Below are 25,579 nucleotides of genomic sequence, written 5' to 3'. Positions count from 1 at the left end.
GGATCCGTCTCGACGGGCCGGGTCCGATCACGCCGGCCGGTCGCAGCACGGGTGGGTGTCGAAGCCCTCGTCGACGACGATGCGGTGCAGCTGGCCACCGCACGCGCGACAGCGGCGGTCGGCGTGGGTGGGGCACTGGTCGGCCGCCACGGCGCAGGGCAGGCACGCAGCGGGCGCCGGTGGGCTCACCTGGTGGTCGCGGTCCCAGTCGAGGCGCTGCCGCAGCAGGGTGGCGGTCTGTTGCCATAGCGCCTGCTCGAGGTGCGCCGGCGCCCGTCGGCCGAGGGCCTGGTCGACGGCGAGTCTGCGCAGCTGCTCGCCGCAGCCGAGGAGGCGTTCGTCGACGCCGAGGGCGTAGCACCACCGGCCAGCGTCTTCGCGGCCAGCGTCAGCTGCTCGTCCATCACCTGCACCGGGGCTCTCAGCAGCTTCCCCACAGGCCGCGCTCAGCGCCCTGGGCGTCGTCGACGGCGCCGGCGTACGACTCCTCGCGGGCAAGCGCCTGGTCTGCTTCGTAGCGGCGGGCGGCGCCGCTGGCCAGGAGCTCGCGGGCTACGTCGACGGCATCGTGGTCGACGTAGCGCAGCAGCCGGTCGTAGCGGTCACGGCTGGGCTGGGCGGTGTCGGTGACCAGGTCGACGGTGCTGCCGACCGGCGCGAGTCGCTCGAGCAGGCGCGTGGCGTCCGCGGCGTAGCACTCGGACGGCTCCAGCGGATGAGCGACTTCGGGAGCGTCGATCCTTCTCTAGGCTATTCAGAGTCGTCGGTCACGACCTGCTTGGAGAGAGCGTTTGTCTGCTGGGATGGAAGGGTGGACGGTGACGTTCTACGACTTCACGGCGTCCGTGACCACGCCTGACGCTGAGTGTTTGTCGGGTTTCGGGGAGGTGCACGCCCGCGCTGCTGCCAATGGTGCCCGGCACGGGACCCCGGTGTTGATCGGCCCGGGCGGGTGGCCTGACCCGCGGGTCAATCTGTTCTTCCGCACCGGGCCGATGGCCGAGGCCCGCCCCGGAACGTGGCGCCGGTACGCCTACGCCCTGGTGGTGTGGCTGGACTACCTACACGTGGTCGGCCGCGGCTGGACGGACGCGACGGCGAGAGACGTGGGAGCATTCAAGGAGTGGCGGCTGACGTCGCTGGACAATGCCAAGCGGGTGCAGCCGACGAGCTTCGACACGGACCGGTCGGCATTGAACAGCTTCTATTCGTGGGCCGGCCAGCGGTACGGCGTGGCCAATCCGGTCGCTACCGCCGGCATGGGCCCGCGACGCAGCGTTGCGCCGCCCGAAGAGGCGCTGCGCCGCCGACCGGGTGGCCGGGATCCCTTGCGGCCCGCTGGCTCAACGCGGCGGCAGGTCAAGTGGATGCTGCGGTCGGCGTTCGAGCAGTGGCGCAACATCGGGCTGTGTGGCTACGGCTTCGACGGGCTGCGCCGCCCTGGCTGGCGCGGCATCAATGAGGACCGGGATGCGGCGTTCGTCGATGGCCTGTACGGGACGGGCCTGCGGTTGGCGGAGTGGGCCAGCGTCCTCGACCTCGAGATCCCCGCACCGGGCGCGGCCCGGTTCGCGCCGGCGCACCTGTCGGCGGCATGTCTCAAGGGCGCCAAGGCCGGCCGGACGTATCGGATCCCGCGAAGCGTGCTGCACGCGGTAGCCGCCTACACCGACCCGGTGGCGGGCTCCCGGGCTGAGGTCGTCCGACGGGCACAGCGGGCCGGCCGCTACCAGCAGTTGCCCGGCGTCCGGGTCGTGACCGGCTACCGCGCGCACAGTCAGCGGCTGCTGATCGAGGACCCGGGCGGGCCGGTGCCCGTCTCGGTGGACGTGCTCGGCCCGGACGAGCGACGCCGTTTGTTCCGACGCACCCCGGACGGGCTGGCGCCGTTGTGGCTGTGGCTCGCCCCGAATGGGTTGCCGAAGAAGCCCTACGGGTGGGAAGACACCTTCGATCACGCCAATCACCGCATCGCCCGCGTGTGGGCCGAGACCGTCGGTGACGGGGTGGACGCGGACCAGTGCCCGTTGTGGGCGCGGCCGCACATGCTGCGGCACTCGTTCTGCCTCAAGTGGTACTCGATCTTCTCGGCGGTCTGGCGGACCCGGGTCACGGGCCTGTCCGAGGAGGAGACGCGTGACCTGCGCGACCAGCTGGGTGACATCTGGTACCAGCTGGCCACGCTGATGGGCCACGCCCACCCGATGACCACGCGAGACATCTACCTCGAACCATTCGCCGGGCTTGAGGTCGACTACTTGATGGCCCTGTTGGACGAGGGGGAGACCGCCGGAGTCGATGCGTTGCTGCGTACCCTTGCCCGCGAAGGCGGGCGCACGGTGCAGCCGATCACCCTCACCGGGGTGGTGTCTCGGTGAGCGACCGCGTGGGGGGAGGACAACCCGCAGCCCTGCCACCGGCCGGGTGGGCGCCGCGGCCACGACTGGGAGCCGATGGTCAAAGTGTGCTGTTCCTCGACGAGACCAGTGGGCGCAGCACGCTGTTCGAGTTCACCGACCTGCCGGTGGCCGAGCCGATCCGCCGGTGGCTGGCCGGCCGGGTCGCCCGCCAGGTCACCACCCGTTCGACGGTGAAACGATTGCCCACCGCCAGGTCACTGGTGGACACGGCCCGCCATTTCGCGGTCGTGCTGTCCGAGCACCCGGTCCCGGTCCGGCAGCCAGAAGACGTCGTCGCCGAGCACTTGCTGGCCTTCCGGCGCCGCTACGAGCACCTGAAACCACGAACCGTGAGCGGCTACGTCGAGAACCTGCGACGTTTGCTGCGCGACGACGAGCGTCTCAGCCCCCAGGCGAGGGCCGGGTTGGCGGCGATCCGGGTACGCGGGATGGGCCGGGGCGACATCAGCAAGCGGGGCTACACCGAGGCCGAATGGCAGGAGATCTTGACCGCCGTTCGACATGACGTGCGGGCGGCCCGGGACCGGATCCACGCCGCGCGGCGGCTCCTGGTCCGGTATCGGGCCGGAGAGCTTCCAGCGGGCAGCGAGGACGTCACACTCGGTCGGTTGTTGGATGGCTTCGAACGCACCGGCCAACTGCCCCGCAGGGTCGACACGAACGGCACGCCGGACGTGCAACGGTGCGGCGGACTGGTCAAGGTCGCCGGCATGCTGTGCCCGTCCCCGGACGAACTGGCCGCGTTCGCGCTGCTCCTTGTCGCGTTGACCGGGCAGAACTACGGCACGATCGTCACCTGGCCGGCCGCGCACTTCCGTCCCGACGGCGGGCTGACCGACGAGGGCCTGGCACTGGTCGAGGCGTGCAAGCCACGCCGCGGACCCGACCGGGAACACATGGTCATCGCGCTGGAAGACCTCATCACCGGCGGCGACAGAGAACACCGGTGGTCCCGGTCGCCACTGAGGGTGTACCGGATGCTGCTCGACCTCGGCGACACCGCCCGCCGCCTGAGCAACAGCCAGGGACTCTTCACCGGCCGGATCGCCAAGAAGACCGTTCATACTCCAAGCCCGTGGATCACCACGCTGACCAGCCAGCATGTGCAGCGGTGGGCCGCCGCCCGCAGCTTCCCCACCGCCACCCTCGCGGTCCCTGCCGGGAAGCCGGTGGTCTCGGTGAGGACGCTGCGGCTGACCGCGATCGAGCGGCGCCGTCGCCCCGTGGCGCACACCGCGACCACCATGCGCGATACCTACCTGATGCCCCACCCCACCGTCCAGGCCGAGTCCCACGCCGTCGTCGCTGCCGCCCTGGACGACGAGGTGAGCAAGGCCCGCGACCATGCTCGGGTGCCGGTCTTCACCCAGAACTTCCTAGACCTCGCCCGACGCGACCCACAGGCCGCCGCCAGCCAGGCCGACATGAGCATGAGGCAGTTGGCCGGGCTGATCGAGGGCGGTCGGGACACCGTTCTGGCGTCCTGCCAAGACCACCGGGCCAGCCCGTACGACCCGCCCGGGGCCGCCTGCTCGGCGTCGTTCCTGGCCTGCCTGGACTGCGCCAACGCCCGCGCTCTGCCGCACCAGCTACCGATCCAGCTGGCCGCGATCGACGCACTGGAGCAGATGCGTCCACACCTGCCCCCGGCCCTGTGGGCGCGCCGGTACGCACCCCGCCTGGGCCAGCTGCGCGACATCACCGCCGGCTTCCAGCCCGCCGAAATCGACCACGCCAGGGCCAGGATCACCGACGGGCACCGCCAACGCATCAGCGACCTCCTGGAGGGCCAATGGGACCTGCACTGATCAGCGACGAGGGCGACCGGAACCGTGTCGGGGCACCGATCCTGCGCCACCGCACCGTGCGTCCCGGCACCCCGCCGGGCAAGCTGTCCCGCTTCGAGGACGCAGTCTGGCACCTGGCCCCCGCCCATCCCGACGCGCACGCCAAGATCAACGCGATCCAATGGGACCGCTGGCCCACCGAGCTGGTCGAAGTGTTCAAGAACGTCACCCTGGCCTTCCTGGAACACCCCACTCCGCGCAGCGTCACCCTCACCAGCGACGGGGACCTGATGAGCATCGGCACCCTGGCATTCCGGCTGTGCACGCTGCGCGTGTTCGCGGCCTGGATGAGCCAGCAACAACTGCCCAGCCTGCACGAGGTCACCGACCAGCAGCTGGAACGCTACCGCCAGCACGTGCTCCGGCTGGAGACCAGCAACCGCCGCAAGCGCGACCTATTCGTCGCGGTCCGCACCGTCTGGGAGTACCGAGCGCGCCTTCCGCCGCACTGCCGACTGGACACCCACAACCCCTGGGGCGGTGCGCCCCCATCCCGGCTGGCAAATGCGCCCTGCCGACCGGCGGGCGCGGAGAACACGACCCCACGCGTCGCCCCGGCCACCATGGAGGCCCTACTGGACTGGAGTCTGCGCATGGTCGAGGTGATCGGCCCCGACATCGTGGCAGCGCGCGCCGAGCTGGACCAGCTCGAGGCCGGCACCCACCCCAGCCAGGTGACCCTGGACGGGTTGTCCTCCCGGCAACGACTCGAAGCCTTCGCCGCCGACGCATCCGCGCAGGACCGCGCCCTGCCCGGACACCCCAGCAGTAACCCGCAGGCGCAACCACGGATCAACTGGAGCCACCTCGCCAGGATGCTGCGCCTGCCCCAGCGTCAAGTACCGCCCAGCCTGCAACCCGTCATCCTCGACAGCGGCCTACATGTCGCCGATGGCTCACCCGTGGGCACCATCACCGGACTCATTGACGGCCGCCCGTGGCGCGAACGGCCCCTGACGACACAAGAACTCCCCGCCCTGATCTCTCACCTGTCCGCGGCCTGCTTCGTCGTCATCAGCTACCTGTCGGGCATGCGACCCGGCGAGGTCCTCAACCTACGCCGCGGCTGCACCTGCCAGGACGAGACGACCGGTCAGCTACTGGTAGCCGGCCGCTACGGCAAGGGGCCGGCCCGCACCCCACGCCCCACCCTCGGTGACGATCCCTGGAAACGCACCTGGGTCGTGGTGCGCCCCGTCCACCAGGCCATCACCCTGCTCGAGCAGCTGACCGACGCACCCTTCCTGTTCCCGTCCAGCCTCCACAAGCCGCACGCGATCCGGCCCGCCGAGCGGCACGCCCGCCGAAACGGCGAAGTGACCCGCGACCTGGAAAACTTCATCGCCTGGGTCAACGCCAGCTTCCACCGGCTCGACGGCCACGCCGCAATCCCCCCTGATCCGGCCGGTCGGATCTACCCGACCCGGTTTCGGCGCACCCTGGCCTACTTCATCGTGCGCCGCCCCCGCGGCCTGATCGCCGCGGCACTGCAATACGGGCACGTGTCCACCACCGTCACCCTCAGCTACAGCGGCAAGGCCGACACCGGATGGCTCGACGACCTGGCCGTCGAACGCCTGGAGGCCATCATTGAGCACAACCAGCACGACCACGCCTTGTTGGCCGGCGGCGAACACGTCAGCGGCCCCGCCGCCACCCACTATCGCGACCGAGTCGCATCCACCCACAGGTTCGCCGGGCGGGTCGTCAACCGCGTCCGCAACGTCGAACGCATCCTGCAACACGCCGACCGCAGCATCCACCACGGCGACGGGATGACCTGCGTATACCGGGCCGAGACCGCCGCCTGCCGCACCAGCCGACAAGCCCAAGGGCTGCCGATCGTCGACGGCCCGCTCGAGGCGGAATGCCAGGCCGGGTGCGTCAACCTGGCCTACACCGACCGCGACATCACTCGCCTGCGCGAACGCCTCAACGTCCTCAATGATGCCGCCGACGAGCCGATGGCGCCGGCCCCGCTGCGCGACCGCGCACGCGCCCAAGCCGAGCAGATCCGCGGCGTCCTCACACGACACCAGACACCGCCCAAAGAAGGACGCACACGATGACCCGCAGGCGACGCGACCTCGATGCCGAGCGCCGCGACCTGGCCGCCGCCGCGGAACGACTCCTGGCCGGCACCCCGCTGAGGTCGACCACCGGCAAACTCACCAGCACACAGCTGATCACCGAGTCCGGGCTACGACGTGACGTCGTCTACGGCGACCACAAGAACCTCGTCGACGACTTCAAGGCCCGCGTCAAAGCCCAGCACGCCACGCCCAACTCGACCACACGAATCGCCGACGAGAACCGCGCGCTCAAGAACGAAAACGATGCTCTCAACACGCAGCTCGCCGAAGAACGCGAGACCACCAAGACGCTGACCAAGATCGTCGGCGAACTGTCCCTCGAACTCCACCAAGCACGCGAAGAACTCGCCTCGCTCCGACAGGTACCACATATCGGCGCGCATTCGTCGGCCTAGCGCGCTAGACCCTGAGGGGATTCGCCCCGCGACCGGCTGTGCCATGCAGGTCGCGGTGCACCCGCTGGATCAGCGCGCCGAACGGGCAGACAGGGCCAGGCAGCCCACCGGCTCCAACCACCCGAGCCGAATGTGTGGGCTGCGTCCCGGAAAGCGATCGGCCAGCGGCACATCTTGGGCCGGCGATGGATGAGCGCTGTCACGCGGTTGTTGGGACGGTGTCGAGTCCGGTGAGCTCGGAGGACAGCCGCCAGAGTCGGGCAGCTTGACCGGGGTCGATGGCATAGTCGCGGACTCCGCCGGAGTCCATCGGCCCGACCGGGTCGGCGATGGTGGCGATGTCGCAGTCCTCGCAGTACACCCCGCCGAGTCCGGACAGCCCAGGTGAGGTCGCTGCCCATACGCCTGTCGCGGCGCCTTGCGCCAGGGTCTTGAAAGTTGGGTCCGCGGGGTTGCCGGCGGCGTCGACCCAGCCGCGGTCGGTCAGCTCGTCGTGGCTCATGTGGCGTTGCAACGGGGTCAGGATCGATCCCGGATGCAGCGAGAACGCCCGCACGCCGTGCTCCCGACCAAGGGCGTCGAGGTGCACGGCAAATAGCGCATTCGCGGTCTTGGACTGCCCGTAGGCCAGCCACTTGTCGTAGCCGGTGTCGAACTGCACGTCGTCCCAGCGGATGCCCGACAGGTGATGACCTGCCGAGGAATAGGAGATGACGCGCGCCCGGCCTGCGACCAGCGCTGGCCACAACTCGTTGGTCAACGCGAAGTGGCCGAGGTGGTTGATCGCGAACTGGCCCTCCCAGCCAGGGCCAACGCGGGTCTCCGGGCTTGCCATCACCCCACCGGCCCCGATGAGAAAGTCGATCGATCGGCCGATAGCCAGCAGTGCGTCTGCCAGACGGTAGATGCTGTCCAGATCGGCCAGGTCCATCGGCTCGACCCTGACCCCGGGTACGGCGGCCAGCTCGGCGCGCGCCACGTCAGGTCTGCGGGCCGGAACGATCACCTGCGCGCCGGCCGCGCTCAGCGCTTGGGTGGTCTCTAGTCCGAGGCCGGAGTAGCCGCCGGTCACCACGGCGGTCTTGCCGGTGAGACTGATACCGGATAGGACATCATTGGTGGTGCTGCGGAAGCCGAAGCCTGATCCGATCGGTTGCTGCGGAGTTGTCATACCAACACGCTAGGAGTTAGAGCGTGGTCTAGGTCAAGGGCTACCGTGACACCATGCCAGCGATCCACGACAGTGACAGTTTCAGTATCGGCGGCGTCGCCGCCCGCACAGGCCTGAGCGTGCACGCCCTGCGGTTCTACGAACGCGAGAACCTGATGGTCTCGCCGGTGCAGCGCACGTCCGGTGGGCGGCGCATCTACACGCAGACCGACGTCGACTGGTTGACCATCTGCACCAAGCTGCGCGCCTCGGGCATGCCGCTGGCCAGCCTGCAGACGTTCGCCGACCTCGTTCGCCAAGGTCCCGGCAACGAGCACCAGCGCCTCGATCTGCTCCGGTCTCACCAAGCGCGGGTGCAGGCACAACTGGACGCACTCACCGAGTGCTTGGACCTGATCACGTGGAAGGTCGCCGTGTACGAAGAACACGTGGCCACCGACACGGCCGAAGGGCTCTGGGACCCCGCCGCTACCTCTGCCGCCGATGCACGAGATCAACGAACTGCGTCGTAACGGGAACCACAAACGGTGAACGCCCAGGCTAGAAGCCCATCCTGGCCCGACCACCCGGCGGACGTCCCGTAGGAGCCGTCCGGGCTCCGTCACCGGGACGGGGGCCTCCTCTGACATACCCACGGCGGCAAGTCGATCTCGTACCGGGACCTTCCGTTCCGGTGTTTCCACGGGTGCCGACTACGACAGGTTCCGCTGCCACGGGGCACGACAGGTCCAATCCCGACACCAGACTTGACTAATGAATGATGCCGAGCAGCCGAACTCGGCCGAGCTGGCGGCCTCCTAGCGTCTCGACGCGGATCGTGTCGCCGTCGACGACCGCGGTCACGCGCACCTGGCTGGTCTTGCCCTCAGCGGACTCGGGGCCTGACTGGACTCCGGGGATCGCGGCCTTGATCCCGCCGGCGCTGAGCGCGAGGACCGCGGCCGCGGCCAGCCCGATCAGGGCCTTCACCGGGCCACCCTCAGCTGCGGCCGCTCGCCAGCAACGGGGATCGCCCGCTGCTGCTCGCGCAACCCGAGGGAGCGGTGGCCGCTCTCGGGCACGGGATCGTCGACGTCGAGCCGGCCGGCGCTGGCGCTGGCCCGCTGCTCGGGAGATCCGCGGCGATCTTGGCGGCCAGGTCCCGAAGCGGCGGGGTCTTCTCGATGCGGCGGGTGGCTTGCAGCACCGTGGTGTGGTCGCGCTCGAAGTGCCGGGCGATCGTGGGCAGGCTGTGCCCGTGGATCCGGGCGGCCGTTATGGCCACCGCTCGGGCATCGGCGGCCGCCCGGCTCCGGTCGGCACCCAGGGGGACCTCGGGTGTGGTGTTGAGGGCCTCCGCGGCCGCCAGCACGGCGTGTTCGACCGGGCCATCGGGCTCGAAAGTCGAGGCGGGCGGCCGCTGGGGGAGGTCGACCACGTTCTCTTCGGTGCGGGGGAGACGGGCGGTGTAGCGGCTGTTGACGTGCTCGCTCACCCGCGCCGCGGCGTCGGCCAGTCGGGGCCGCTCGGCGGTGCGGCGGACCGCATGGATCACCGAGCCGTGGTCCTTGTTGAATTGCTCGGCGATCGCTGGCAGGGACAGGCCGGTCTCGCGGGCGGCCGTCATGGCCACCGCCCGCGCATCGCTGACTGGTCGGCGGCGTTCGGCGCTAAGAATCGCCTCCGGCGTCGTGCCGAACATCGGCGCCGCGGCGTTGATGGCCAGCTCGCACACCGCGGCCGGGCCGGTTGCCGAGGAGGCCGGCGCGCTCTGGTCGACCTGGACGGCCAGCACCGTCACCAGCGAGCGCAGCCGCTCTGCATCGAGCGGTGCAATCAGGCTGGCGACCTGGTCATGTTCGCCTCGGCCAGCCGCGTCGAGGATGAGGCCCGCCAGCTGGCGGCCGCCCGGGTCGAGATCCATGGCTCGCTCTACCGACCCGGGGTCCTGGGACCCGGCAGGGTGGGGCTCGGGATCGGGTCACGGGCCTGCTCGGACATCCGCCGGCGAGCGTTGTCGGTGATCTCGCTGGCGATCCCGGCCGACTCACGGGCGCTGGCCGCGGCGTGGTCGACGACGTTGCCGAGCAGGCGCACGTCCTCGTCGGCGCGGCCGAGCTCCTTGCCGGCGGTCGCGATGCTCCGCTCCAGGCTGACCGGCTCCAGCAGCCCCATGGCAGTCACGTCCTGGCTGGCCTGGTGTGCCGTCTCGACGTGCTGGGCAGCCAGCTGGGCGAAGGGCTTGGCCAGGGCGACCATCTCGCCGACGACCGCGAGGTGCGGCTTGAGTTGGGCGACCTCGCTGGCGATGACGGGATCGGAGGTGTCGGCCGGGTCGAGGAGGGCACGGGCGTCGGTGACCGACTGCGACGCGCGATTGAGGTGTACGAACAGGTCGTGCGTCAGGTCAGGCATCTCGTTGCACCTCGTGCGCAGCCGTCCTAGGTGCTCGCCGGCGGCCTCGAGGTAGAAGGAACCGCGCTCGGACAGCTTGGCCTTGGCCGAGTTGAGTTCGGCGTCGTTGAGCACGCGGAGCGCGGAGCCGATCGTCTCCTTCAGCTCCTCCACCACCCATCGGGCCCTGCCCACGGCCTGCTCGGCCTCGAACACGGCGTCGGCGGCGCTCAGTGTGGTGTCGGTGGTCATGCCGACTCACCGCCTCTGGTTTCGGGCGGGCGGAGCGGTGGGAGGGGGCAGGACCTCGCGGAGTTGATCGAGCGCAGCCAGGGCCTGCTCGAGGTGTGCGCGGACGTCCTGGACCGGGTCACGGTCGGCCGCGGACGGGGAATCGGTGGGCGTGCTCACGCGCAGCTCCTTGGTGGACCGGGGTCATCTCTCAGTCACCAAAGGAATGTCGACCCGTCGGGGCGATCACCCGACGCGAAGAAATCTTCGCTGATGCGTCAGCGGGGCCGGGTCAGGGCTGGTCCCAGGGCATCGACTCCTGGCCGTCGTCGGCGCCCTGGCTGATGACGTGCGCGGTGGCGTTGCGCGCGGCGTTGAGGTGCTTGTGCAGGTGGACCGCGAGACCGCGGGCCTCCTCTAGATGGAGGCGAGCGACGCCGATCGCCATCGCCGGGTCCGACTCGTCGGTCATCGCATCCATGCTGAGCACCTGGTGAGCCAGAGCCTGCTCGAGCGTGCTGGAAAGCTGCGATAACGCCTGGGGGAGTGCGGCCGCGATCTCGGCGAACTCCGCAAGCTGGGCGGAGGTCTCAGCCGGGATCTGGTCCTGCTCCCACATCGTGGCGCGGTTGAAGCCGTAGACGTGCTCGCGGGCCGCCGACGCGTGTCCGCCTGCTTCGAGCTGGTCGTTGTCGTCCACCGGGTGCCCTTCCCTCCGAGAGGTTGGGCTTGAGTCTCGCGGATCTCGCCGGCCGGCGCGCGCCGCTGGCGGTGGGGCTGTGGACAACGGGAAAGGGACTCCCTCCAGGTGTGTGGGGAGGGAGACTGAGCAGCCATGGACGACAAAGCGGCCCTGATCGCGCGGCGCGTCGCGATGTCCGCCGCCGCGTGGTTCAACGCCCCCAGGATGTTGAGGCCTATCGCCGGCTCGCCGCGGCGGTCAGTGAGTGGAACGCCTACTGCGCCCGACGACGGAGTCACTGACGGCAGACGACTCCGAGTTGCTGGACGAGCTGGCCGACGTCGCGCCGCCGCAGTCCCTTGCCGCGCTGCTGCCCGACGTGACAGGGCCTCATGCTGCGGCGGGCCCGCCGCCAGCTCTAGCGCCGCGCGGACTGTCGCGGTCCGTGCCGGCCCGCTCCCAGCCTGTTACACGGCTGCGTTGTGTAACGGAACGTATGTCCGCGCGTTCGGTAGCGGTGCGTGCGGCCACTCAGGAGCGCGGCCGCCCAGATTCGCCGCTGGGCGGTGGCAACTGGCGGGTCTCGTTCTGCTTGCTTCGGCGCAGCATGTCCCGATCCGCGTGGGCTGCTGACGGATCCAGCCCGGCGTTCGCGATCATCTTCTGCAGGCTCAGCAGTTCGGTCGCTGCCTCGGGCCGCGTGCGTTCGTAGTGGCTCAGAACGAAGTGGTTAAAGAGCGGAACCGCCATCGCCAGCTGGCCGCGTTTGGGTGCGTAGACGTCGCCCTCCTCGATGAGCTCCTCGCGGAGCCAGGACAGCTCTTGCTGGGAGCGACCGAGAGTCTTGGCGATCGCCGCTGTCGAGGCGCGCCCGCCGTGCAGAGCGAGGGCGGCAAGGAACTCCATCTGGCGATCGCTGATGCGGTCCCAGCGGGGACCAAGCGTGCGGCGTTCGAGCATGTCGGCGACCTGGGGGAGTGCGGCTTCGACGTCGCCGAGGGTGATCTGGTCGGGCCCAGGCGCGGATGTCCAGATGGCGTGGGCGAACAGCTGCAGGTGGGCCGGGTAGCCGTTGCTGGCCTCGACCACGGCTGCAGCCGCCTCGGGGGTCCACGCGACACCGGCCCGGCGTGCTGGCTCCACCACGGCGTATCGGGCGTCATCGGGTTCGAGCGTCAGCGGGATGGGCTCCAGCACGAAGAGGCGGTCTGGGTGGGTCACGCCGGCCTTGCGGAGTGCATCGGGGGTGAAGGGCAGTCCGGTGCCGGCGAAGAGGACCGGTGCGGAGGGGTGGTCGACGTTGAGTCGGTGCAGCGTCGCCGCGAGCAGGGCGAGGTCGGGCCCAGAGGCGACCTGGAGTTCATCGACGGTGATCAGCAGGCCGCCGCTGTGGGCGTCCTTGCGGACCTCGGCCGCCAGCGTGGCCAGGGCGTCAGCGAGCGTTCCCGCGTCCAGGCCCGGTGCTGCGGCGTCGGATTGGCGGGTAGAGATCCCGGCACCGATGCCCGCGATGCTGAGGTTGACCCCACCGATCCGCTCGAAGGCCTTGCGGGCGCGCTGCCAGGGGCCGGCCTCCTCCGCCATACGGGTGCGAGCGCGCTGGAGCAGCGCCTCTACAAGACCAGCGTGGCCCGACACAGCCTGGAGGTTGACCACCTCGAAGCCTTGCTCCTTGCCAAGGTCCGCGAACGCGCTCACCGTGACGGTCTTCCCCACGCCGCGCGGGCCAGCAAGGATCATGTCCTGGGCACGGACGCGGCCGCCAGCGACAATGTCGTTGAGCATCAAGTGCCAGTCACGGAGAAGGCCGTCGCGTCCTGCCAGGACGGGCGGGTTGTGCCCAGCACCGGGCGTGTACGGGCTCTGATCCACCAGCGCCACCTTCCTAGACTCACCTAGATTTAGGGGGTTTTCTAGGTCAGTCTAGGTGGTCACTCGGCGGGCGAGCTCTCGCGCGTGGGACCGGCGTGTCAACGGCCGATCCGGCGTGGCGGGGGAGGAGCGCCGCCGGCAGTGGACCGGTCGGCGCCGAGGCGTCTACGGGCTGCCTGGTCGGGACTCTCGGGGGCTGGGCCGGCCTCGCCGCAGACGAGGGATTCGCCGAGCTTGTCGGCAAGCTCGGCGATGTCGGCGGACAGCACCTGCTCGAGAATGTCGGCGATGCTGCCGGCGGAGCCGTCGCAGTGGTCGACCAGGTCGGCGGCGAGGCGATCGAGGGCGCGGTCGCCCTGCTGGGTGAAGGTGACGAAGCCGGGGCCCGGCTGCTCTGCGGGTGAAGTGCTCATCTGGGTCCTCCTCTGCTTGGTCACCTAGGTGATCCCGGACCTTGGGAGCGATCAGCTGCGCGAGGTACTTTCGCCAGCTCACCGGCCTGGGCCGGCACGCGTAGTGCACCGGCGGCGGGCACGGCAGCATCGGATCCGCTGCTAGGCCGTGTCTCCCAATAGGCGAAGCCAGCGGATGCAGGCTTGGAGAACGGCCGCGGCCCGGTAGGTGATGGCGAGCTTGTCGTAGCGGGTGGCCAGGCCCCGCCACTGCTTCGACAGGTTGAAGGAGCGCTCCACGACGTTGCGGCCCTTGTAGATCTCGGCATCGAAGGCTGGTGTCCTCCCGCCGGCAGAGCCTCTGCGTAGTCGGGCCGCGATCTCGGTGTTCTTCTGCGGGATGACCGTCTTGACGCCGCGCGCGGCCAGCATGCGTCGGTTGACGCCGTTGGTGTAGGCGCGGTCGGCCACGACGACGTCGGGACGTGTGCGCGGACGTCCCGACCCCAGCCGCGGCACCCGGATGTCTGCCAGCACCTCAGCCAGCATCGCGCCGTCGTTGCGCTGGCCGCCGGTGACCACCAGCGCCAACGGGCGGCCGTGACCATCGACCGCGGCATGGATCTTCGTGGTCAGCCCGCCACGAGAGCGACCCACCCCGTGACCTGCGGGTTCTCGCTCACCGCCCAGCTGGCTCGCGATGAACCCGGCCGGCAAATTCGTGTAACTCGATCGAGCCCCCCGTGTCCTGATCCGGGCGGGTGGTGTTCGTGCCGTGCTGGTGGGCACGGCTGATCGTGGCGTCGATTGAGACTGTCCAGTCGACCTTGCCCGCAGCGTCGGCCTGAGCCAGCAGTTCGGCAAGCACCCTGTCCCAGGTGCCGTCCTCGGCATACCGACGGTGTCGTTTCCACACCGTCTGCCAAGGCCCGAACACCTCACGCGGCAGGTCCCGCCACGGCATCCCCGTGCGGTAGCGGTAGACGATCCCCTCGACCACGCGCCGGTCATCGCCGAACGGATGGCCCCGCCGGCCAGCGTTCGATGGCAGCAACGGCTCTATCCGATCCCACTCCATGTCCGACAGCGCCCGGCACCTCGAAGAACTCACCCACCGATACTCACGTGCGCCTCACCTGAGATATGGGAGACACGCCCTAGCTGCGCACGACTCGCAGGGCGATGATTCGCCACCCGTCAGGAACGCGGCGTCGGGCGGCCGCGAGCGCCTGGTCGTAGTCGGAGTCCTGGACGGTCAACTCCTCTCGGCCGAGGGTGTAGCCGCCGCGGTGGTCGGGCGGGATCTCCTGCACCCGGGGCGTACAGGGCGAGGACTCGAGCTGCGGTCTCCGTCACGTGCTCGACTCCTGCCCGGCCATAGTGCGCATCAGGCGAACGTCTCGGCGGAAGGCTGATGGGAGCCCAGCGCTCTGCTCCGGATCCCCCTGGTAGCCGATCAGGCCATCCTCCACCAGGTCTGCGGCGGTCTCCAGGATGCGCGCCACGCGCAGGAGAAGCGCCGGGGGCATCTGGACCGACGGCTCGTCGTAGAAGCCTGTGGTGGCCACCTGGTCATGGACCAGCAGTCCGAGATAGCTCTGCGCGTGCGCGATCTGAGCCACCCGATCGCGGGTGTGCTCGAGATCGTCGCGCTCGACGAGGAGGATGCGGACGACCTCGCCCAACCCCGCGAAGACCCGGCCGGCGAACCTCACGGGAACCGCGGCGGTCCGCGGTGCGCTCATCAGGTCCGCACCCGGTGTCTCTTCGACGAAGCCGAAGACGATCTCCCTGGCCATGCCGGCGAGGGCATCGTCGGTGAGGTACCGGCGGGCGTTGGTCTCTGTGACACGCATCTGCTCGGCGACGAACTTGACCCGTTCGTCGAGCAACTCGCCGGCAGCGGACCGGGACATCGTCATGCCGAGGTCGGAGACGGCCGCCAGGAGGTCGTCGATGCGCCGGTCGCGCCAGGATCGTGCAGCCACCCGATCAGCCGGCCGCAGGGGAGTAGCGGTCTGGTGTAGTCATCACTGGGATTCTGCCATCCAGGTGCGGGTCACCTTTGTGATTGAGGAGCGTCCGAGCGATCAGCAAGAGGCGTTCGGGGGTGAAGCAGTCCACCGGGGCGGCTGTAGCCTCCGGGGCGCCTGGCGGCTGGACTATGCCCAGGAGTTCGAGCACCTCGGCGCGGTCGCGGAACTGTGATCGTTCTCCCTGTCGCTAGTGTTCGTCGCTGATGGTTACCGGAGTCGACCCCTCGGAGTTGCGGGCAGCACGCGAGAAGGCGGGCCTGACCCAGCACGAGCTGGCGCGTCTCGTTGGTGCTGCCGGCGGGGAGCGCGTCTCGCGCTGGGAGCTCGGCACGTCCGTTCCCCGGCCGGATTTCCTGGTCAAGCTCGCAAGAGCCCTGGACATCCCGACCCTTCGTCTCATCCACATTGACGGTGAGATCCCCGACCTCAGGGCGCTGCGTCTGCAGGCCGGACTGACAGTCCCCAAGCTGGCGGCGGCCGTGAACGTTGCTGTGCCTACCTACTACGCCTGGGAGCAAGGCCGCTGGGCTCGGCTCCCTGCGGCCAGGCAACTCGACAAACTCGCCGGTGCCTCGGGGCACCCCGTTGATGTCGTCGTCGCCGCCTTCTTCGAGGCACAACGCCAACGCCTGCAGCGCGAGGAGATCTAGCTTCGGGCAGACAACGCGCAAACGCCCCGGGTTGACGGTTATCCACAAGGAACAGGTTCTCCCCGGGAGAACCGGATGATTTTGTGGTCCCATAGATCCGGACATTCGGTGCGCGAAATTGATCGGTCCCATCGGGGGACTGGGCCGCGCAACCGCTTCCGGTCAGGACTCGGGCGATGACATCTCGGAGTTGGTCACCTGCGGATAACCACTCGCTCGATAGAAATGCACTAGTGTCGTCTTGTCGAGTTGGGTTGGCGATGATCGCTCCGGACCCGTCTTGACACGTAGGTGATCGAGACACGAGAGGACTCGGGATCCATGTCGATGAACATCACTCAGGAACGGTCGGGCGAGGCACCCTCCAATATCCCGACCACGCCCCACATCAACCACTTCCCGCCCGTCAGACAACGCCCCAGGCGGTGGGTGTTTGCACTCTGCGCGGGCTTGGTCGCTGCTGGTGCGCTAGGTACCGGCTACGCGTTCACGTCTGTTAATGACACCCGAGAGGTCTTGGTCGTCAGGAGCGACGTCAAGCGCGGCGAGACCATCGAGGCCGGTGACCTCGCCGTCGTGCGGGTCAGTGTCGACCCGGCGTTGACGCCGGTTCCCGGCAGCCAGAAGGCGGAGCTCGAGGGCAGCCGCGCCGCCGTCGACCTGTGGGCCGGCACCCTGCTCACCGAGCAGGCAGTCGCGGACAACCTGGTGCCGGGGGAGGGGGAGTCCCTGGTGGGCATCAGTCTCACTCCCGCCCAGATGCCCTCGGAGCCGCTCTACGGCGGCGACGTCGTCAGTATCGTCACCACGCCCGGCGACCAGGGCGAGATCACCGACAAGGAGCCGGTCAGCATCGAGGCCACCGTCGTTGGTGTTAGCCGGGTCGAGGAGACGGGGGAGACCGTTGTCGACGTCTCTGTCCCTGAGGGCGATGCGGCCGACCTGGCTGCCCGGGCCGCTACCGGGCGGGTCGCACTGGTCCTGGACGCTCGGGAGCGCTGAGCGATGGCGCTGATCGTCCTGGCCTCCGCCAGCGGTTCGCCCGGTGTCTCCACCACGGCGCTGGGGCTCACCCTCGACTGGCACCGTCCCGTGCTCCTGGTCGACGCCGACCCGACCGGTTCCTCCTCGGTCTTCGCCGGCTACTTCCACGGCACCCAGGAACCCACCGGCGGGCTGATCAACCTCGCCCTCGCGCTGCGCGAGGGGACACTGGCTGCCGCCCTTCCTCGCGAGACGCTGTTGCTGGACCCCGAGGTCCCGGCCGAGCGCTCGGCCTGGTTCCTGCCCGGCATCCGGGCCCACGAGCAGGCCCCTAGCCTGCTGCCGTTGTGGGAGCCGCTCGCCGAGCAGCTGCGCGCGCTGGACCGCAACGTTCAGGACGTCATCGTCGACTCCGGGCGGCTCGGTCTCGCGGGCTGGCCGCAGCCGCTCATCGCTGCCTCCGACCTGACCCTGCTGGTCACCCGCAGCTCACTGCCGGCACTGGCCGGTGCACGCTCGTGGGCCAAGTCGCTGCGCGACCAGTTCGGTGCGGTCGGTGGCCTGTCTCGTCTCGGGGTCCTCCTCGTCGACGAGGAGCGCCGGTGGCCCACGGTTCCCACCGGAGCCCGCGTCCGGCCATACACCGCCCGCCACATCGCCAAGGCCCTGCAGATCCCCGTGGTCGCCTCCGTGGACTGGGAGCCCGAGGTGGCCGAGGTCTACTCCCACGGCGCCCGCAAGCCCCGCAAGTTCGAGTCCTCCGGGCTGCTGCGCGGCTACCGGGCCAGCGCCGCGGCGATCCAGTCCATCCTCGGCGCCAACCAGGCCGCCCTCGCTCCCACGAACGGAGGCCACGCATGAGCACCAACGGACACCACCCGGAAACCAACGGCCGTGACCCGCTGCGCGCCGATGAGTGGCTCGAGGCCCGTCACGCCGCGAACCGTGAGCAGACCTCGCCGTTCGCCCGCGGCCGCGGCACCAACGGCTCCCCGCCGCCTCCGCCGCCGGTCGTCGAGGACCACGACCCGACCTCTCTGCCGATCTTCGCCGGCGCCTGGACCAGCGAAGGCGAGGGTCAGCTGCCCGGCCGCGCCCGCTCGGAGTGCAGCTTGCGCCCGCTGGTGGCGCCCACACCGGAGGAGCACCATCACATCCACGGTGCGGATGGCGAGGTCGAGTTGGACTGGGAGCTGATCGCGCAGTACCGCGCGGAGATCTCGTCGCGACTGACCGCCCGGCTCGACAAGGAAGGTGGCCGGGTCACCGAGGAAGACCGCGAGCAGATGGGCCTCGACGTCATCGAGGAGCTCATCAAGTCCGAGGCCGAGACGCTGGTCTCCACCGGTCGGCCGCCGTGGACGACCGGTCAGGAGAAGGCGCTCAAGTCCGCCCTCCGTGCCGCCCTGTTCGGCCTCGGCCGCCTGCAGCCGCTGGTCGAGCGCGAGGACGTCGAGAACATCATCGTCATCGCCCGCGGCCCGGCCTGTTCGGTGTGGCTGGAGCTGGTCGACGGCACCCTGGTCGAGGCCGCCCCGATCGCCGACTCCGAGGACGAGCTGCGCGAGTTCCTCTCCGACCTCGGCGCCCGGCAGAACCGGCCCTTCACCGAGGCCCGGCCGCATCTGGACCTCCGGCTGCCCGGGGGAGCGCGGCTCGCGGCCGGCTCCTGGGTGATGGCCTACACCTCGGTCGTGATCCGGCGCCACGGCATGCGCGAGGTGTCGATGGACGAGATGGTCTACGACCGCAAGGCCTGTAGCCCGGTCCTGGCCGACTTCGCCGCCGCCTGCGTGCGCGCCGGCAAGAGCATCGTCGTCTCCGGGGTCCAAGGCAGCGGGAAGACCACCTGGGTCCGCGCCCTGGCTTCGTGCATCCCGCCCTGGGAGATGATCGGCACCTTCGAGACCGAGTTCGAGCTGCACCTGCACGAGCTCGTCGACCGGCACAAGATCGTCCACGCCTGGGAACACCGCCCCGGATCCGGCGAGGTCGGCATCGACGGACGCCAGGCCGGTGAGTTCAGCCTCGAGGAGGCCATCCACCACTCCTTCCGGTTCAACCTCGCCCGCCAGATCGTCGGCGAGGTCCGCGGCCCCGAGGTCTGGAACATGCTTAAGGCCATGGAGTCCGGCCCGGGCTCGATCAGCACCACCCACGCCCGCAGCGCCGAGCACACCATCGAGAAGCTCGTCTCCTGCGCCATGGAGAAGGGCCCCCAGGTCACCCGCGAGCTGGCCATCAGCAAGCTCGCCGCCGCGATCGACATCGTGATGTACCTGCGCTCGGAGGTCATCCCCAACCCCGACGGCACCTCCCGCAAGCAGCGCTGGGTCGAGGAGGTCCTGGTCGTCCAGCCCAGCATCGACGCCGCCAGGGGATACGCCACCACCCCGATCTTCGCGCCCAACCAGCTCGGCCAGGCCGTCGCGACCGGCAAGCTCGACAACTTCCTCGCCCAGGAGCTGGCGCGGCACGGGTTCGACCTCGAGGCGTACAAGGCCGAGTCGCTGGCCAACCCGGGGGTGGCCACCTCATGAGCACCGCGTTCCTGCCCGCCGTCTTCGGCGCGCTCATCGTCATCGGCCTGATCGGGATGGTCTACGCGCTGATCCCGGCACCGCCGAAGCCGCGCCGTCCCGCCCGGCCCGTCACACCGTTCGGACGGCTGGGGAACTGGTTCGTCCGGCTCGACCGCCGCACCCGGATGCTGATGGTCGGCGGTGCCGTGGCCGGCCTCCTGGTCGCGCTGGTGACCGGCTGGGTGATCGCGATCGTGCTCGTCCCGGCCGGGATCGTCGGTATCCCGCTGTTGTTGACGCCCCCGCCGGCGGCCGCGAGCATCGAGAAGCTCGAGGCGCTCGAGGAGTGGACCCGGTCGCTGTCGGGCAAGCTGACCGCCGGCCAGTCCCTGCGCTCGGCGCTCATCAAGTCCCTACAGTCCGCGCCGGCGCCGATCGAGCGTGAGGTCGGACTGATGGTCTCCCGGTTGTGGAACAACACCGCCAGCACCGAGGACGTGCTGCGCGCCTTCGCCGAGGACCTCAACGACTCCACCGGCGACGTCGTGGCCAGCCAGCTGATCCTGGCAGCCAGCGGCCGCGGCCAGGCCGGTCTGGCGAAGGCCCTGGACGCCCTCGCCGAGACCGTCGCCTCCGATGTGCGCGCCCGCCGCCAGATCGCCGCCGACCAGGCCAAGCCCCGAACCACCGCCCGCACCGTCACCGTGATCACCCTCGGTGTGCTCGGCATGCTCGCCTTCACCGGCGACTACATCGAGCCCTACGGCTCGCCGCTGGGCCAGGTCATCCTCGCCGTCCTGCTCTCGGCCTACGTGGCCACCTTGCTGTGGTTGCGCCGGATGGCGGTCGCCAAGCCGCTCCCGCGGTTCCTGGACCTTCAGGCCCGCAACGCGCACCGCGCCGCCCAGCGCACGGCACCGGGCGACAGGGAAGGCGCACTCGCATGACCGGACTGCAGATCGCTCTCGCCAGCGGCGCCCTCCTCGGACTGGCCCTCGCCCTGCTCGTGTGGCGTCTCGCGCCGTCCGACCCTGATCTGGTCGACGCCCTGGACCGTCTCTCGCCTGACCACGTCGGGCCCCGCCGCAGCGCCCATGGCCTCGACGACGCCGGCACCGGCACCAGCTCGGCGGTCGACCGGATCGGCTTGTGGGCGATGAAGAACCTGCCCGGTGGTGCCTGGGCGCACACGCCCCGCAAGGACCTGGCGCTCCTGCAGATTAGCGAGACCCGGTTCTACGGCGAGAAGGTCGTCTGGGCGATGCTCGGGCTGATCATGCCGCCGCTACTTGCGGGATTCTTCAGCCTGATCGGGCTCCCGCTCCCGTTCGCGATCCCCACGCTCGGGTCGCTGGCCCTGGGCGCCCTGTTCTGGTTCATGCCCAACTACAACGCCGCCGACGACGCCAAGAAGGCCCGCATCGAGTTCAGCCGCGCCCTGGGCGCCTACATCGACATGGTGGCCACCGGTGTACGCGACGGATCCAGCGGCCAGCAGGCGCTGCGCCAGGCGGCCGAGGTCGGCGACAAGTGGGTCTTCAAGCGGATCGAGAGTGAGCTGCGCCGCGCCCGCTACATGACCCGCGCACCCTGGGACTCCCTGCACGGTCTGGCCGACGAGCTCGGGGTCACCGAGCTCGATGACCTCGCCGACATCATGCAGCAGTCCGGCCAGGACGGAGCCCAGATCTACAACAACCTCCGGGCCCGCGCCGCCGCACTCCGCTCGGCGATGCTCAGCGCCGAGGTCGGCAAGGCCAACGCCACCTCCGAGCGCATGTACATCCCAGCCAGCCTGCTCGGCATCGTCTTCATGGCGATCCTCGTCACCCCCTCCCTGCTCCGCTTCACCACCTGACCGACCTAACACCGACCCCAAGAACCCGGGTCCACCCAGACCGCAAACCGAACAACCAGGAAGGAAGAACCCCGATGTTGAAGCTCTTCATCGCCCTCCAGATAGCGGCGCTGACCACGCTCGCCTCCCTCGAGGACCGCGTCACCAGGCAGCGCGACGAGCGCGGCTCCGTCACGATCGAGCAGGTCCTGTGGGCCGGCGCAGTGATCGTCATCGTCGGCATCGTCGTCGCGGCCATCAAGTTCTTCGTGACCAGCGAGTCCGCCAAGATCAAGTAGGCCGCCATGTTCGCCAGCCTCCACCGCCGCAGCCGGGACGAGCGCGGCTCAGTGACCATCCAGATGGTCTTCCTGATGCCCGCGCTGTTCCTGCTGATGTTCCTCGGCCTCCAAGGCGCCCTGTACTACCACGCGAAGCAGGTAGCGCTCGCGGCCGCGCAGGAGGGCGCCCGTGAGGCAGGCAGCGAGACCGGCACCCGCGACGCCGGTGTGGCCACGGCGAACACCTTCCTCCACGACGCCGGAGGCTCCGACGTGATGACCTCCACCAGCGTCTCCGGATCACGGACCACGACCACCGCCACGATCACCGTCACGGGCAAGTCCATGAGCGTTGTCCCCGGCTGGCACGTGACCGTCACCCAGAGCGCCAGCGTCCCGGTCGAGAGGCTGACGGAACCCTCCCGTGAGTTCACGAATACTGAAGGGTCTAGCGGTGGGAACTGACGCCTTGAGCGTCTCACAGAGCGCCGTTGTGGTCGTGGGTTCGCGAACTGACGGCGACTGTTTGGCGAGCGGGCTACTCGAGGTCGGCGGGCTCGGGTTCGGGGAGGTAGCGCAGTGCTCCTTCGACGGTGAGGCCGAACAGGTCGCAGATGCGGCGGACGTCTCCGCCGGTGGCGCGGGCTTCGTGAAGGATCCGGTCTTCGCGCATCACGTGAATAGGGATGCCGGTGGCCAGGGTGAGCCATCGTGGGCCGACGGGCGTGGTGCGGCTGCAGTTGCGGTGGTTGAGGAACACGTGGGGGTTGGCGGTGCCGGGCCAACGCTGGTTGCGGTAGTCGAGCCAGGCGCGGATCCGGACGCGGACGGGTTCCGCCAGCAGGATGCTGCGGTGGCCGACTCGGAGTCGGCCGTCGGCGAGGTCGGTCAGGTGCATGTTGCGCAGCTCGCCGGCGCGCAGCCCGTGGAAGGTCGCCAGGGCGGTCAGGGCGGCGCCGGCGGGGTTGGGCGAGAGCAGCGATGCGCGGATCTCCTCGGCGTGCGCGGGCAGCGGGTCGCGCCGTTCGTGGCTGCCGGTCTGGATCCGGGCAATGGGGTTGACGAACAAGATCTTGCGGGCCTTGAGCAGGGTGAGGATGGAGCGGAGCCCGGCGCCCATCGTGGAGCGGGGGTTGCCCGAGGGCGGCAGCACGGCGCGGACGTCGGTGCTGGTGATCTCTCGCAGCGAGGTGTGGCCTTGTTCGGCCCAGGTGGTGAGGGCGGGCATCGCCCAGCGCAGGTACATCCGGGTGGTGTTCTGGTCGCGGGGTTTGCGTCGTGGCGGTGTGGTGGAGCCGTTGAGCATGATGGTGAACCACTCGCCCAGCTCGGTGCGCATCTGCTCGGGCAGGTCGGCGGTGGTGGTGTCGACGTAGGCGTGGATGGCGGGTTGGCGGTCATCGAGCATGACGCCGGCGGCGGTGGCGACGTCGATGACGGGGATCGCGGTCAGCCCGATCTCGTGGAGCCGAATGGCGTCGGAGGTGAGCAGCATCGCGCCGGGGGTGTCTTGCATGAGCTGCAGAACGCGCATCGAGCGTTGGGTGCGGTGGATGGTGGACTTGGGCCAGCCGTGGCGCCGCGCGTGGTCGAGGACCGCGGCGTCGAGGAAGGCCGCCATCCGCGGATGGGGCGGGTCGGGGAGCGGTTCGCTGGACAGCTCTCGACCCAGGGCGCAGGTGAGGTCGCGGGGCATGTCGAACAGCGCGAACTGGATCTGCTCGACCGGGTAGAACTCGATGGTGGCGAACCTGTCGGCGCGGTCGCGGTGGAGGTTGCGAGGGTTGGGCTTGTCGAGCCGGCGGACGTTGCCCCAGCGAATCCTGGTGGGCTGCCAGGGCATGTTGGCGAAGTAGAGCTGCTGCCCGCCGGTGTTCGCTTCGTCGACGGTGGCGCCCAAGGTGATGCTCATCTGCCGGTCGCACAGGTTGCAGACGGCGTCGGGGTTGACCGACAGGTCGACACGGTGACAGAGCCGGCAGGTTCCCTTCGGGAGCCGGGCGCGCCAGCTGCGGCAGCGCCAGCACAGCCACTTGTGCTTACGGATCACACCCCAGGCGTGGCAGTCGCGGCAACTCGCGAGCCGCTGCGGTGCGTGCAAGTGACAGCGGGTGCACAGGCCCTGGGAGTAGTACTCGACCCCGAACCCATCCTGGGGCTTGGTCCTGCCCGACGCCCCATCACCGTCCGTGCCGGCGTTGCAGCGTGTGCAAGCTGGTGGCGGGAATGGGCCGCCAGGCAGGCACTGGTAACAGTAATCGACCCGTGGCTTCGTCCAGGCTGCTGGACGCTGACGGCAGGCGATGCAGGGCTTGGGTGGTTTGCCGCCGCTCACTCAGGGGGCCGGGTCCGGTTGCGACCCAGCCGCGGCTGGACAGTTGGGGTCGGGTTGCCCGGCCCGTCGCCGGTGGCTGTCGTGTTCGAGCGCAGCGCTGCGACCTTGCCGGGTTCGCGGATCAACAGCTTGGAGGGCTCGCAACCGAGGACCTCGCAGATCACGTCAAGGTCATCGAGGCGGATGGTGGTGGGGTTGCCGGTCCACAGGCCCGACATCTTCCCGGCGGAGATCTCGAGCCCCGCGTCGGCGAGCATGCGACGCAGGTCGGTGGACTTCCAGATGCCATGTTCGGCGGCGGCCATGCGCAGGTTCCACTTCATCGGATCGTCACTCCCTCGGGTCAGAGGTCAGGTTGAATCGCTGGGCGACGCGTTCGTTGGCTACGTCCCAAGCCCGCTCGATGTGGTCGTCGTGGACGTGCACGTAGGTGGTGGTGGTCTTGAGCCAGGCGTGCCCGAGGAGGTCCTGGATGGCCTTGAGCGCCATCCCGCGGTGGTAGAGCGAAGTGGCGCAGTAGTGGCGCAACACGTGTGGTGTCAGGCGTTGCTCCCAGGCGGGCAGCCAGCGTGCGGTGGCATGGGCGATCCCGGCACGGAGGGCATCGTCGCCCACCCTGGTCGGTCGGCCGGTCATCTTGTCGTAGCGCTCGCTGGGCAGCAGGGGTGCGTCGGGGTCGTTCCAGTCGTCACCGAACTGGTGGCGCACGTCGGTCAGCCACCAGTTGAGCAGCCCGTCGACCCCGTTGATGGCCGGCACCAGCCGGGTCTTCGGACCGCGGCCGCGAGATCCCTTGCCGAACCGGACGTGGAGCTTGCCGTGGTCGCCGAGATCGGGACGCCAGTCACGCAGATCCAACATCCGCGACTCGTTGAGCCGGAGCCCGACGCGTCGCCACAGCGAGGCGGCCATGAAGTCGCGTGCCGCGGTCAAGTACTTGCGCTGATCGACGAGCGTGTCGGCCCAGTTGGTGAACAGGTGGTCGACCTCCTTGTCGGTCGGTGGCACCCGGATCGCCTGAGTCCAGGTGGACGCCGGACGGTTGAACTCATCGACCGGCTGGGCGACCACGACGCCGGTGAGGGCATGGATGTCGCCCTGGTAGCGGGCGATCGTGAACTCGAAGAAGCGTGCCACCGCGGTGGCCTTGCCTTCCACTGTGGATCGCGACAGTCCCCGTTCGCGCCGCAGCCAGGTCAGGTACCGGTCGGCGTCCGCGCTGGTCGCGCACCAGACAGGCTCGCCGAGGAAACGGGCGAACTCGATGACCGCGGACCGCTCGGCGTCGATGTAGCCGTCGGTCAGACCAGCACCGACCATCGCCAGCGCGTGCTGGTCGACGATCTCCTGCTCGAACACCTCCGCATCCGCGGCAGACGCCAGCCGCAGCGGCGAGTCGATCGAACGCACCACTGCCAGAGTCATGCGCGGCCCTGGGGATCACGAATCCATGTCACG

At 69.6% G+C, this 25,579-nt stretch carries 28 protein-coding genes and 1 pseudogene; 13 read left to right on the top strand and 16 right to left on the bottom strand.

Translation table 11 applies throughout. The features are described 5' to 3' along the window. Positions 1-27: 27 nt before the first annotated feature. Both Q9R13_RS05315 and Q9R13_RS20220 read right to left on the bottom strand, forming a co-directional pair. Entirely contained in the window at positions 28-498 is a 471-nt protein-coding gene (locus Q9R13_RS05315; protein ID WP_310964034.1) for a hypothetical protein, read from the bottom strand. After that, positions 422-712, bottom strand: a complete 291-nt coding sequence (locus Q9R13_RS20220) for a thermonuclease family protein (RefSeq protein WP_397219396.1) — start codon at positions 710-712, stop codon at positions 422-424. The genes Q9R13_RS05315 and Q9R13_RS20220 overlap by 77 nt, the downstream gene beginning before the upstream one ends. A gap of 106 nt (positions 713-818) precedes the next feature. Here Q9R13_RS20220 and Q9R13_RS05310 point away from each other — a divergent pair, with 106 nt between their 5' ends. The 4 genes from Q9R13_RS05310 (at position 819) to Q9R13_RS05295 (ending at position 6,755) form a co-directional block, all read left to right on the top strand. Next, entirely contained in the window at positions 819-2,378 is a 1,560-nt protein-coding gene (locus Q9R13_RS05310) for a site-specific integrase (RefSeq protein ID WP_310964033.1), read from the top strand. 86 nt (positions 2,379-2,464) lie between these two features. After that, positions 2,465-4,228 (top strand): hypothetical protein, encoded by a 1,764-nt coding sequence (locus tag Q9R13_RS05305; RefSeq protein WP_310964032.1) that lies wholly within the window; start codon positions 2,465-2,467, stop codon positions 4,226-4,228. Positions 4,229-4,497: 269 nt separating this feature from the next. Continuing rightward, complete coding sequence (locus Q9R13_RS05300) at positions 4,498-6,336, top strand: integrase (RefSeq protein WP_310964031.1); 1,839 nt, start codon at positions 4,498-4,500, stop codon at positions 6,334-6,336. Continuing rightward, a complete protein-coding gene (locus Q9R13_RS05295; protein WP_310964030.1) occupies positions 6,333-6,755 on the top strand; it encodes a hypothetical protein in 423 nt (140 codons plus the stop codon). Before Q9R13_RS05300 ends, Q9R13_RS05295 begins: the two co-directional genes overlap by 4 nt. A 199-nt stretch (positions 6,756-6,954) precedes the next feature. Here the strand turns inward: Q9R13_RS05295 and Q9R13_RS05290 are convergent, their stop codons facing one another. After that, a complete protein-coding gene (locus tag Q9R13_RS05290; protein ID WP_310964029.1) occupies positions 6,955-7,926 on the bottom strand; it encodes an SDR family NAD(P)-dependent oxidoreductase in 972 nt (323 codons plus the stop codon). Between the two features lie 53 nt (positions 7,927-7,979). On the opposite strand from Q9R13_RS05290, the gene Q9R13_RS05285 reads away from it, so the two are divergent. Beyond that, positions 7,980-8,438, top strand: a complete 459-nt coding sequence (locus tag Q9R13_RS05285) for a MerR family transcriptional regulator (RefSeq protein WP_310964028.1) — start codon at positions 7,980-7,982, stop codon at positions 8,436-8,438. Between the two features lie 238 nt (positions 8,439-8,676). Here Q9R13_RS05285 and Q9R13_RS05280 read toward each other — a convergent pair whose 3' ends face one another. The 10 genes and pseudogenes from Q9R13_RS05280 to Q9R13_RS05235 all read right to left on the bottom strand — a co-directional run bounded on the left by Q9R13_RS05280 (position 8,677) and on the right by Q9R13_RS05235 (position 15,464). Continuing rightward, positions 8,677-8,895, bottom strand: a complete 219-nt coding sequence (locus Q9R13_RS05280) for a hypothetical protein (protein ID WP_310964027.1) — start codon at positions 8,893-8,895, stop codon at positions 8,677-8,679. A gap of 10 nt (positions 8,896-8,905) precedes the next feature. Beyond that, positions 8,906-9,829 (bottom strand): helix-turn-helix domain-containing protein, encoded by a 924-nt coding sequence (locus tag Q9R13_RS05275; protein WP_310964026.1) that lies wholly within the window; start codon positions 9,827-9,829, stop codon positions 8,906-8,908. A gap of 8 nt (positions 9,830-9,837) precedes the next feature. Further along, positions 9,838-10,551, bottom strand: a complete 714-nt coding sequence (locus tag Q9R13_RS05270; RefSeq protein WP_310964025.1) for a hypothetical protein — start codon at positions 10,549-10,551, stop codon at positions 9,838-9,840. Positions 10,552-10,557: 6 nt separating this feature from the next. Then, positions 10,558-10,710 (bottom strand): hypothetical protein, encoded by a 153-nt coding sequence (locus Q9R13_RS05265; protein ID WP_310964024.1) that lies wholly within the window; start codon positions 10,708-10,710, stop codon positions 10,558-10,560. A 112-nt stretch (positions 10,711-10,822) separates the two neighbouring features. Then, positions 10,823-11,230 (bottom strand): hypothetical protein, encoded by a 408-nt coding sequence (locus Q9R13_RS05260; RefSeq protein WP_310964023.1) that lies wholly within the window; start codon positions 11,228-11,230, stop codon positions 10,823-10,825. Between the two features lie 513 nt (positions 11,231-11,743). Beyond that, positions 11,744-13,084, bottom strand: a complete 1,341-nt coding sequence (locus tag Q9R13_RS05255) for an ATP-binding protein (protein ID WP_310964022.1) — start codon at positions 13,082-13,084, stop codon at positions 11,744-11,746. Between the two features lie 98 nt (positions 13,085-13,182). Further along, positions 13,183-13,497, bottom strand: a complete 315-nt coding sequence (locus Q9R13_RS05250; RefSeq protein WP_310964021.1) for a hypothetical protein — start codon at positions 13,495-13,497, stop codon at positions 13,183-13,185. 141 nt (positions 13,498-13,638) lie between these two features. Further along, positions 13,639-14,554, bottom strand: a pseudogene (locus Q9R13_RS05245) (IS5 family transposase). Positions 14,555-14,633: 79 nt separating this feature from the next. After that, on the bottom strand, positions 14,634-14,789 hold the full coding sequence (locus tag Q9R13_RS05240; protein WP_310964020.1) for a hypothetical protein: 156 nt from the start codon (positions 14,787-14,789) through the stop codon (positions 14,634-14,636). A 39-nt stretch (positions 14,790-14,828) separates the two neighbouring features. Then, complete coding sequence (locus tag Q9R13_RS05235) at positions 14,829-15,464, bottom strand: hypothetical protein (protein WP_310964019.1); 636 nt, start codon at positions 15,462-15,464, stop codon at positions 14,829-14,831. 251 nt (positions 15,465-15,715) lie between these two features. Here Q9R13_RS05235 and Q9R13_RS05230 point away from each other — a divergent pair, with 251 nt between their 5' ends. The 8 genes from Q9R13_RS05230 to Q9R13_RS05195 all read left to right on the top strand — a co-directional run bounded on the left by Q9R13_RS05230 (position 15,716) and on the right by Q9R13_RS05195 (position 22,251). After that, positions 15,716-16,162, top strand: coding sequence for a helix-turn-helix transcriptional regulator (locus Q9R13_RS05230; protein ID WP_310964018.1), 447 nt, complete (start codon positions 15,716-15,718; stop codon positions 16,160-16,162). Positions 16,163-16,678: 516 nt separating this feature from the next. Then, on the top strand, positions 16,679-17,164 hold the full coding sequence (locus tag Q9R13_RS05225; protein ID WP_310964017.1) for an SAF domain-containing protein: 486 nt from the start codon (positions 16,679-16,681) through the stop codon (positions 17,162-17,164). Between the two features lie 3 nt (positions 17,165-17,167). Next, positions 17,168-18,007, top strand: a complete 840-nt coding sequence (locus tag Q9R13_RS05220; protein ID WP_310964016.1) for a MinD/ParA family ATP-binding protein — start codon at positions 17,168-17,170, stop codon at positions 18,005-18,007. Further along, positions 18,004-19,686, top strand: a complete 1,683-nt coding sequence (locus Q9R13_RS05215; protein ID WP_310964014.1) for a CpaF family protein — start codon at positions 18,004-18,006, stop codon at positions 19,684-19,686. Before Q9R13_RS05220 ends, Q9R13_RS05215 begins: the two co-directional genes overlap by 4 nt. Next, complete coding sequence (locus Q9R13_RS05210) at positions 19,683-20,615, top strand: type II secretion system F family protein (RefSeq protein ID WP_310964013.1); 933 nt, start codon at positions 19,683-19,685, stop codon at positions 20,613-20,615. Before Q9R13_RS05215 ends, Q9R13_RS05210 begins: the two co-directional genes overlap by 4 nt. Continuing rightward, complete coding sequence (locus Q9R13_RS05205; RefSeq protein ID WP_310964012.1) at positions 20,612-21,526, top strand: type II secretion system F family protein; 915 nt, start codon at positions 20,612-20,614, stop codon at positions 21,524-21,526. The genes Q9R13_RS05210 and Q9R13_RS05205 overlap by 4 nt, the downstream gene beginning before the upstream one ends. Positions 21,527-21,600: 74 nt before the next feature. Next, a complete protein-coding gene (locus tag Q9R13_RS05200; RefSeq protein WP_056680591.1) occupies positions 21,601-21,804 on the top strand; it encodes a hypothetical protein in 204 nt (67 codons plus the stop codon). 6 nt (positions 21,805-21,810) lie between these two features. Continuing rightward, complete coding sequence (locus Q9R13_RS05195) at positions 21,811-22,251, top strand: TadE/TadG family type IV pilus assembly protein (protein WP_310964011.1); 441 nt, start codon at positions 21,811-21,813, stop codon at positions 22,249-22,251. A 73-nt stretch (positions 22,252-22,324) separates the two neighbouring features. Here Q9R13_RS05195 and Q9R13_RS05190 read toward each other — a convergent pair whose 3' ends face one another. The 3 genes from Q9R13_RS05190 to Q9R13_RS05180 form a co-directional block, all read right to left on the bottom strand. Further along, on the bottom strand, positions 22,325-23,836 hold the full coding sequence (locus tag Q9R13_RS05190) for a hypothetical protein (protein WP_310964010.1): 1,512 nt from the start codon (positions 23,834-23,836) through the stop codon (positions 22,325-22,327). A gap of 281 nt (positions 23,837-24,117) precedes the next feature. Continuing rightward, a complete protein-coding gene (locus Q9R13_RS05185) occupies positions 24,118-24,444 on the bottom strand; it encodes a helix-turn-helix domain-containing protein (RefSeq protein ID WP_310964009.1) in 327 nt (108 codons plus the stop codon). Between the two features lie 7 nt (positions 24,445-24,451). After that, positions 24,452-25,546 (bottom strand): tyrosine-type recombinase/integrase, encoded by a 1,095-nt coding sequence (locus Q9R13_RS05180; protein ID WP_310964008.1) that lies wholly within the window; start codon positions 25,544-25,546, stop codon positions 24,452-24,454. Positions 25,547-25,579 lie beyond the last annotated feature (33 nt).

The sequence above is a fragment of the Nocardioides marmorisolisilvae genome, assembly GCF_031656915.1.
Classification (GTDB): domain Bacteria; phylum Actinomycetota; class Actinomycetes; order Propionibacteriales; family Nocardioidaceae; genus Marmoricola; species Marmoricola terrisoli.
Note: the sequence above shows the minus strand (reverse complement) of the source record. Positions and strands in the feature narration are given on the sequence as shown.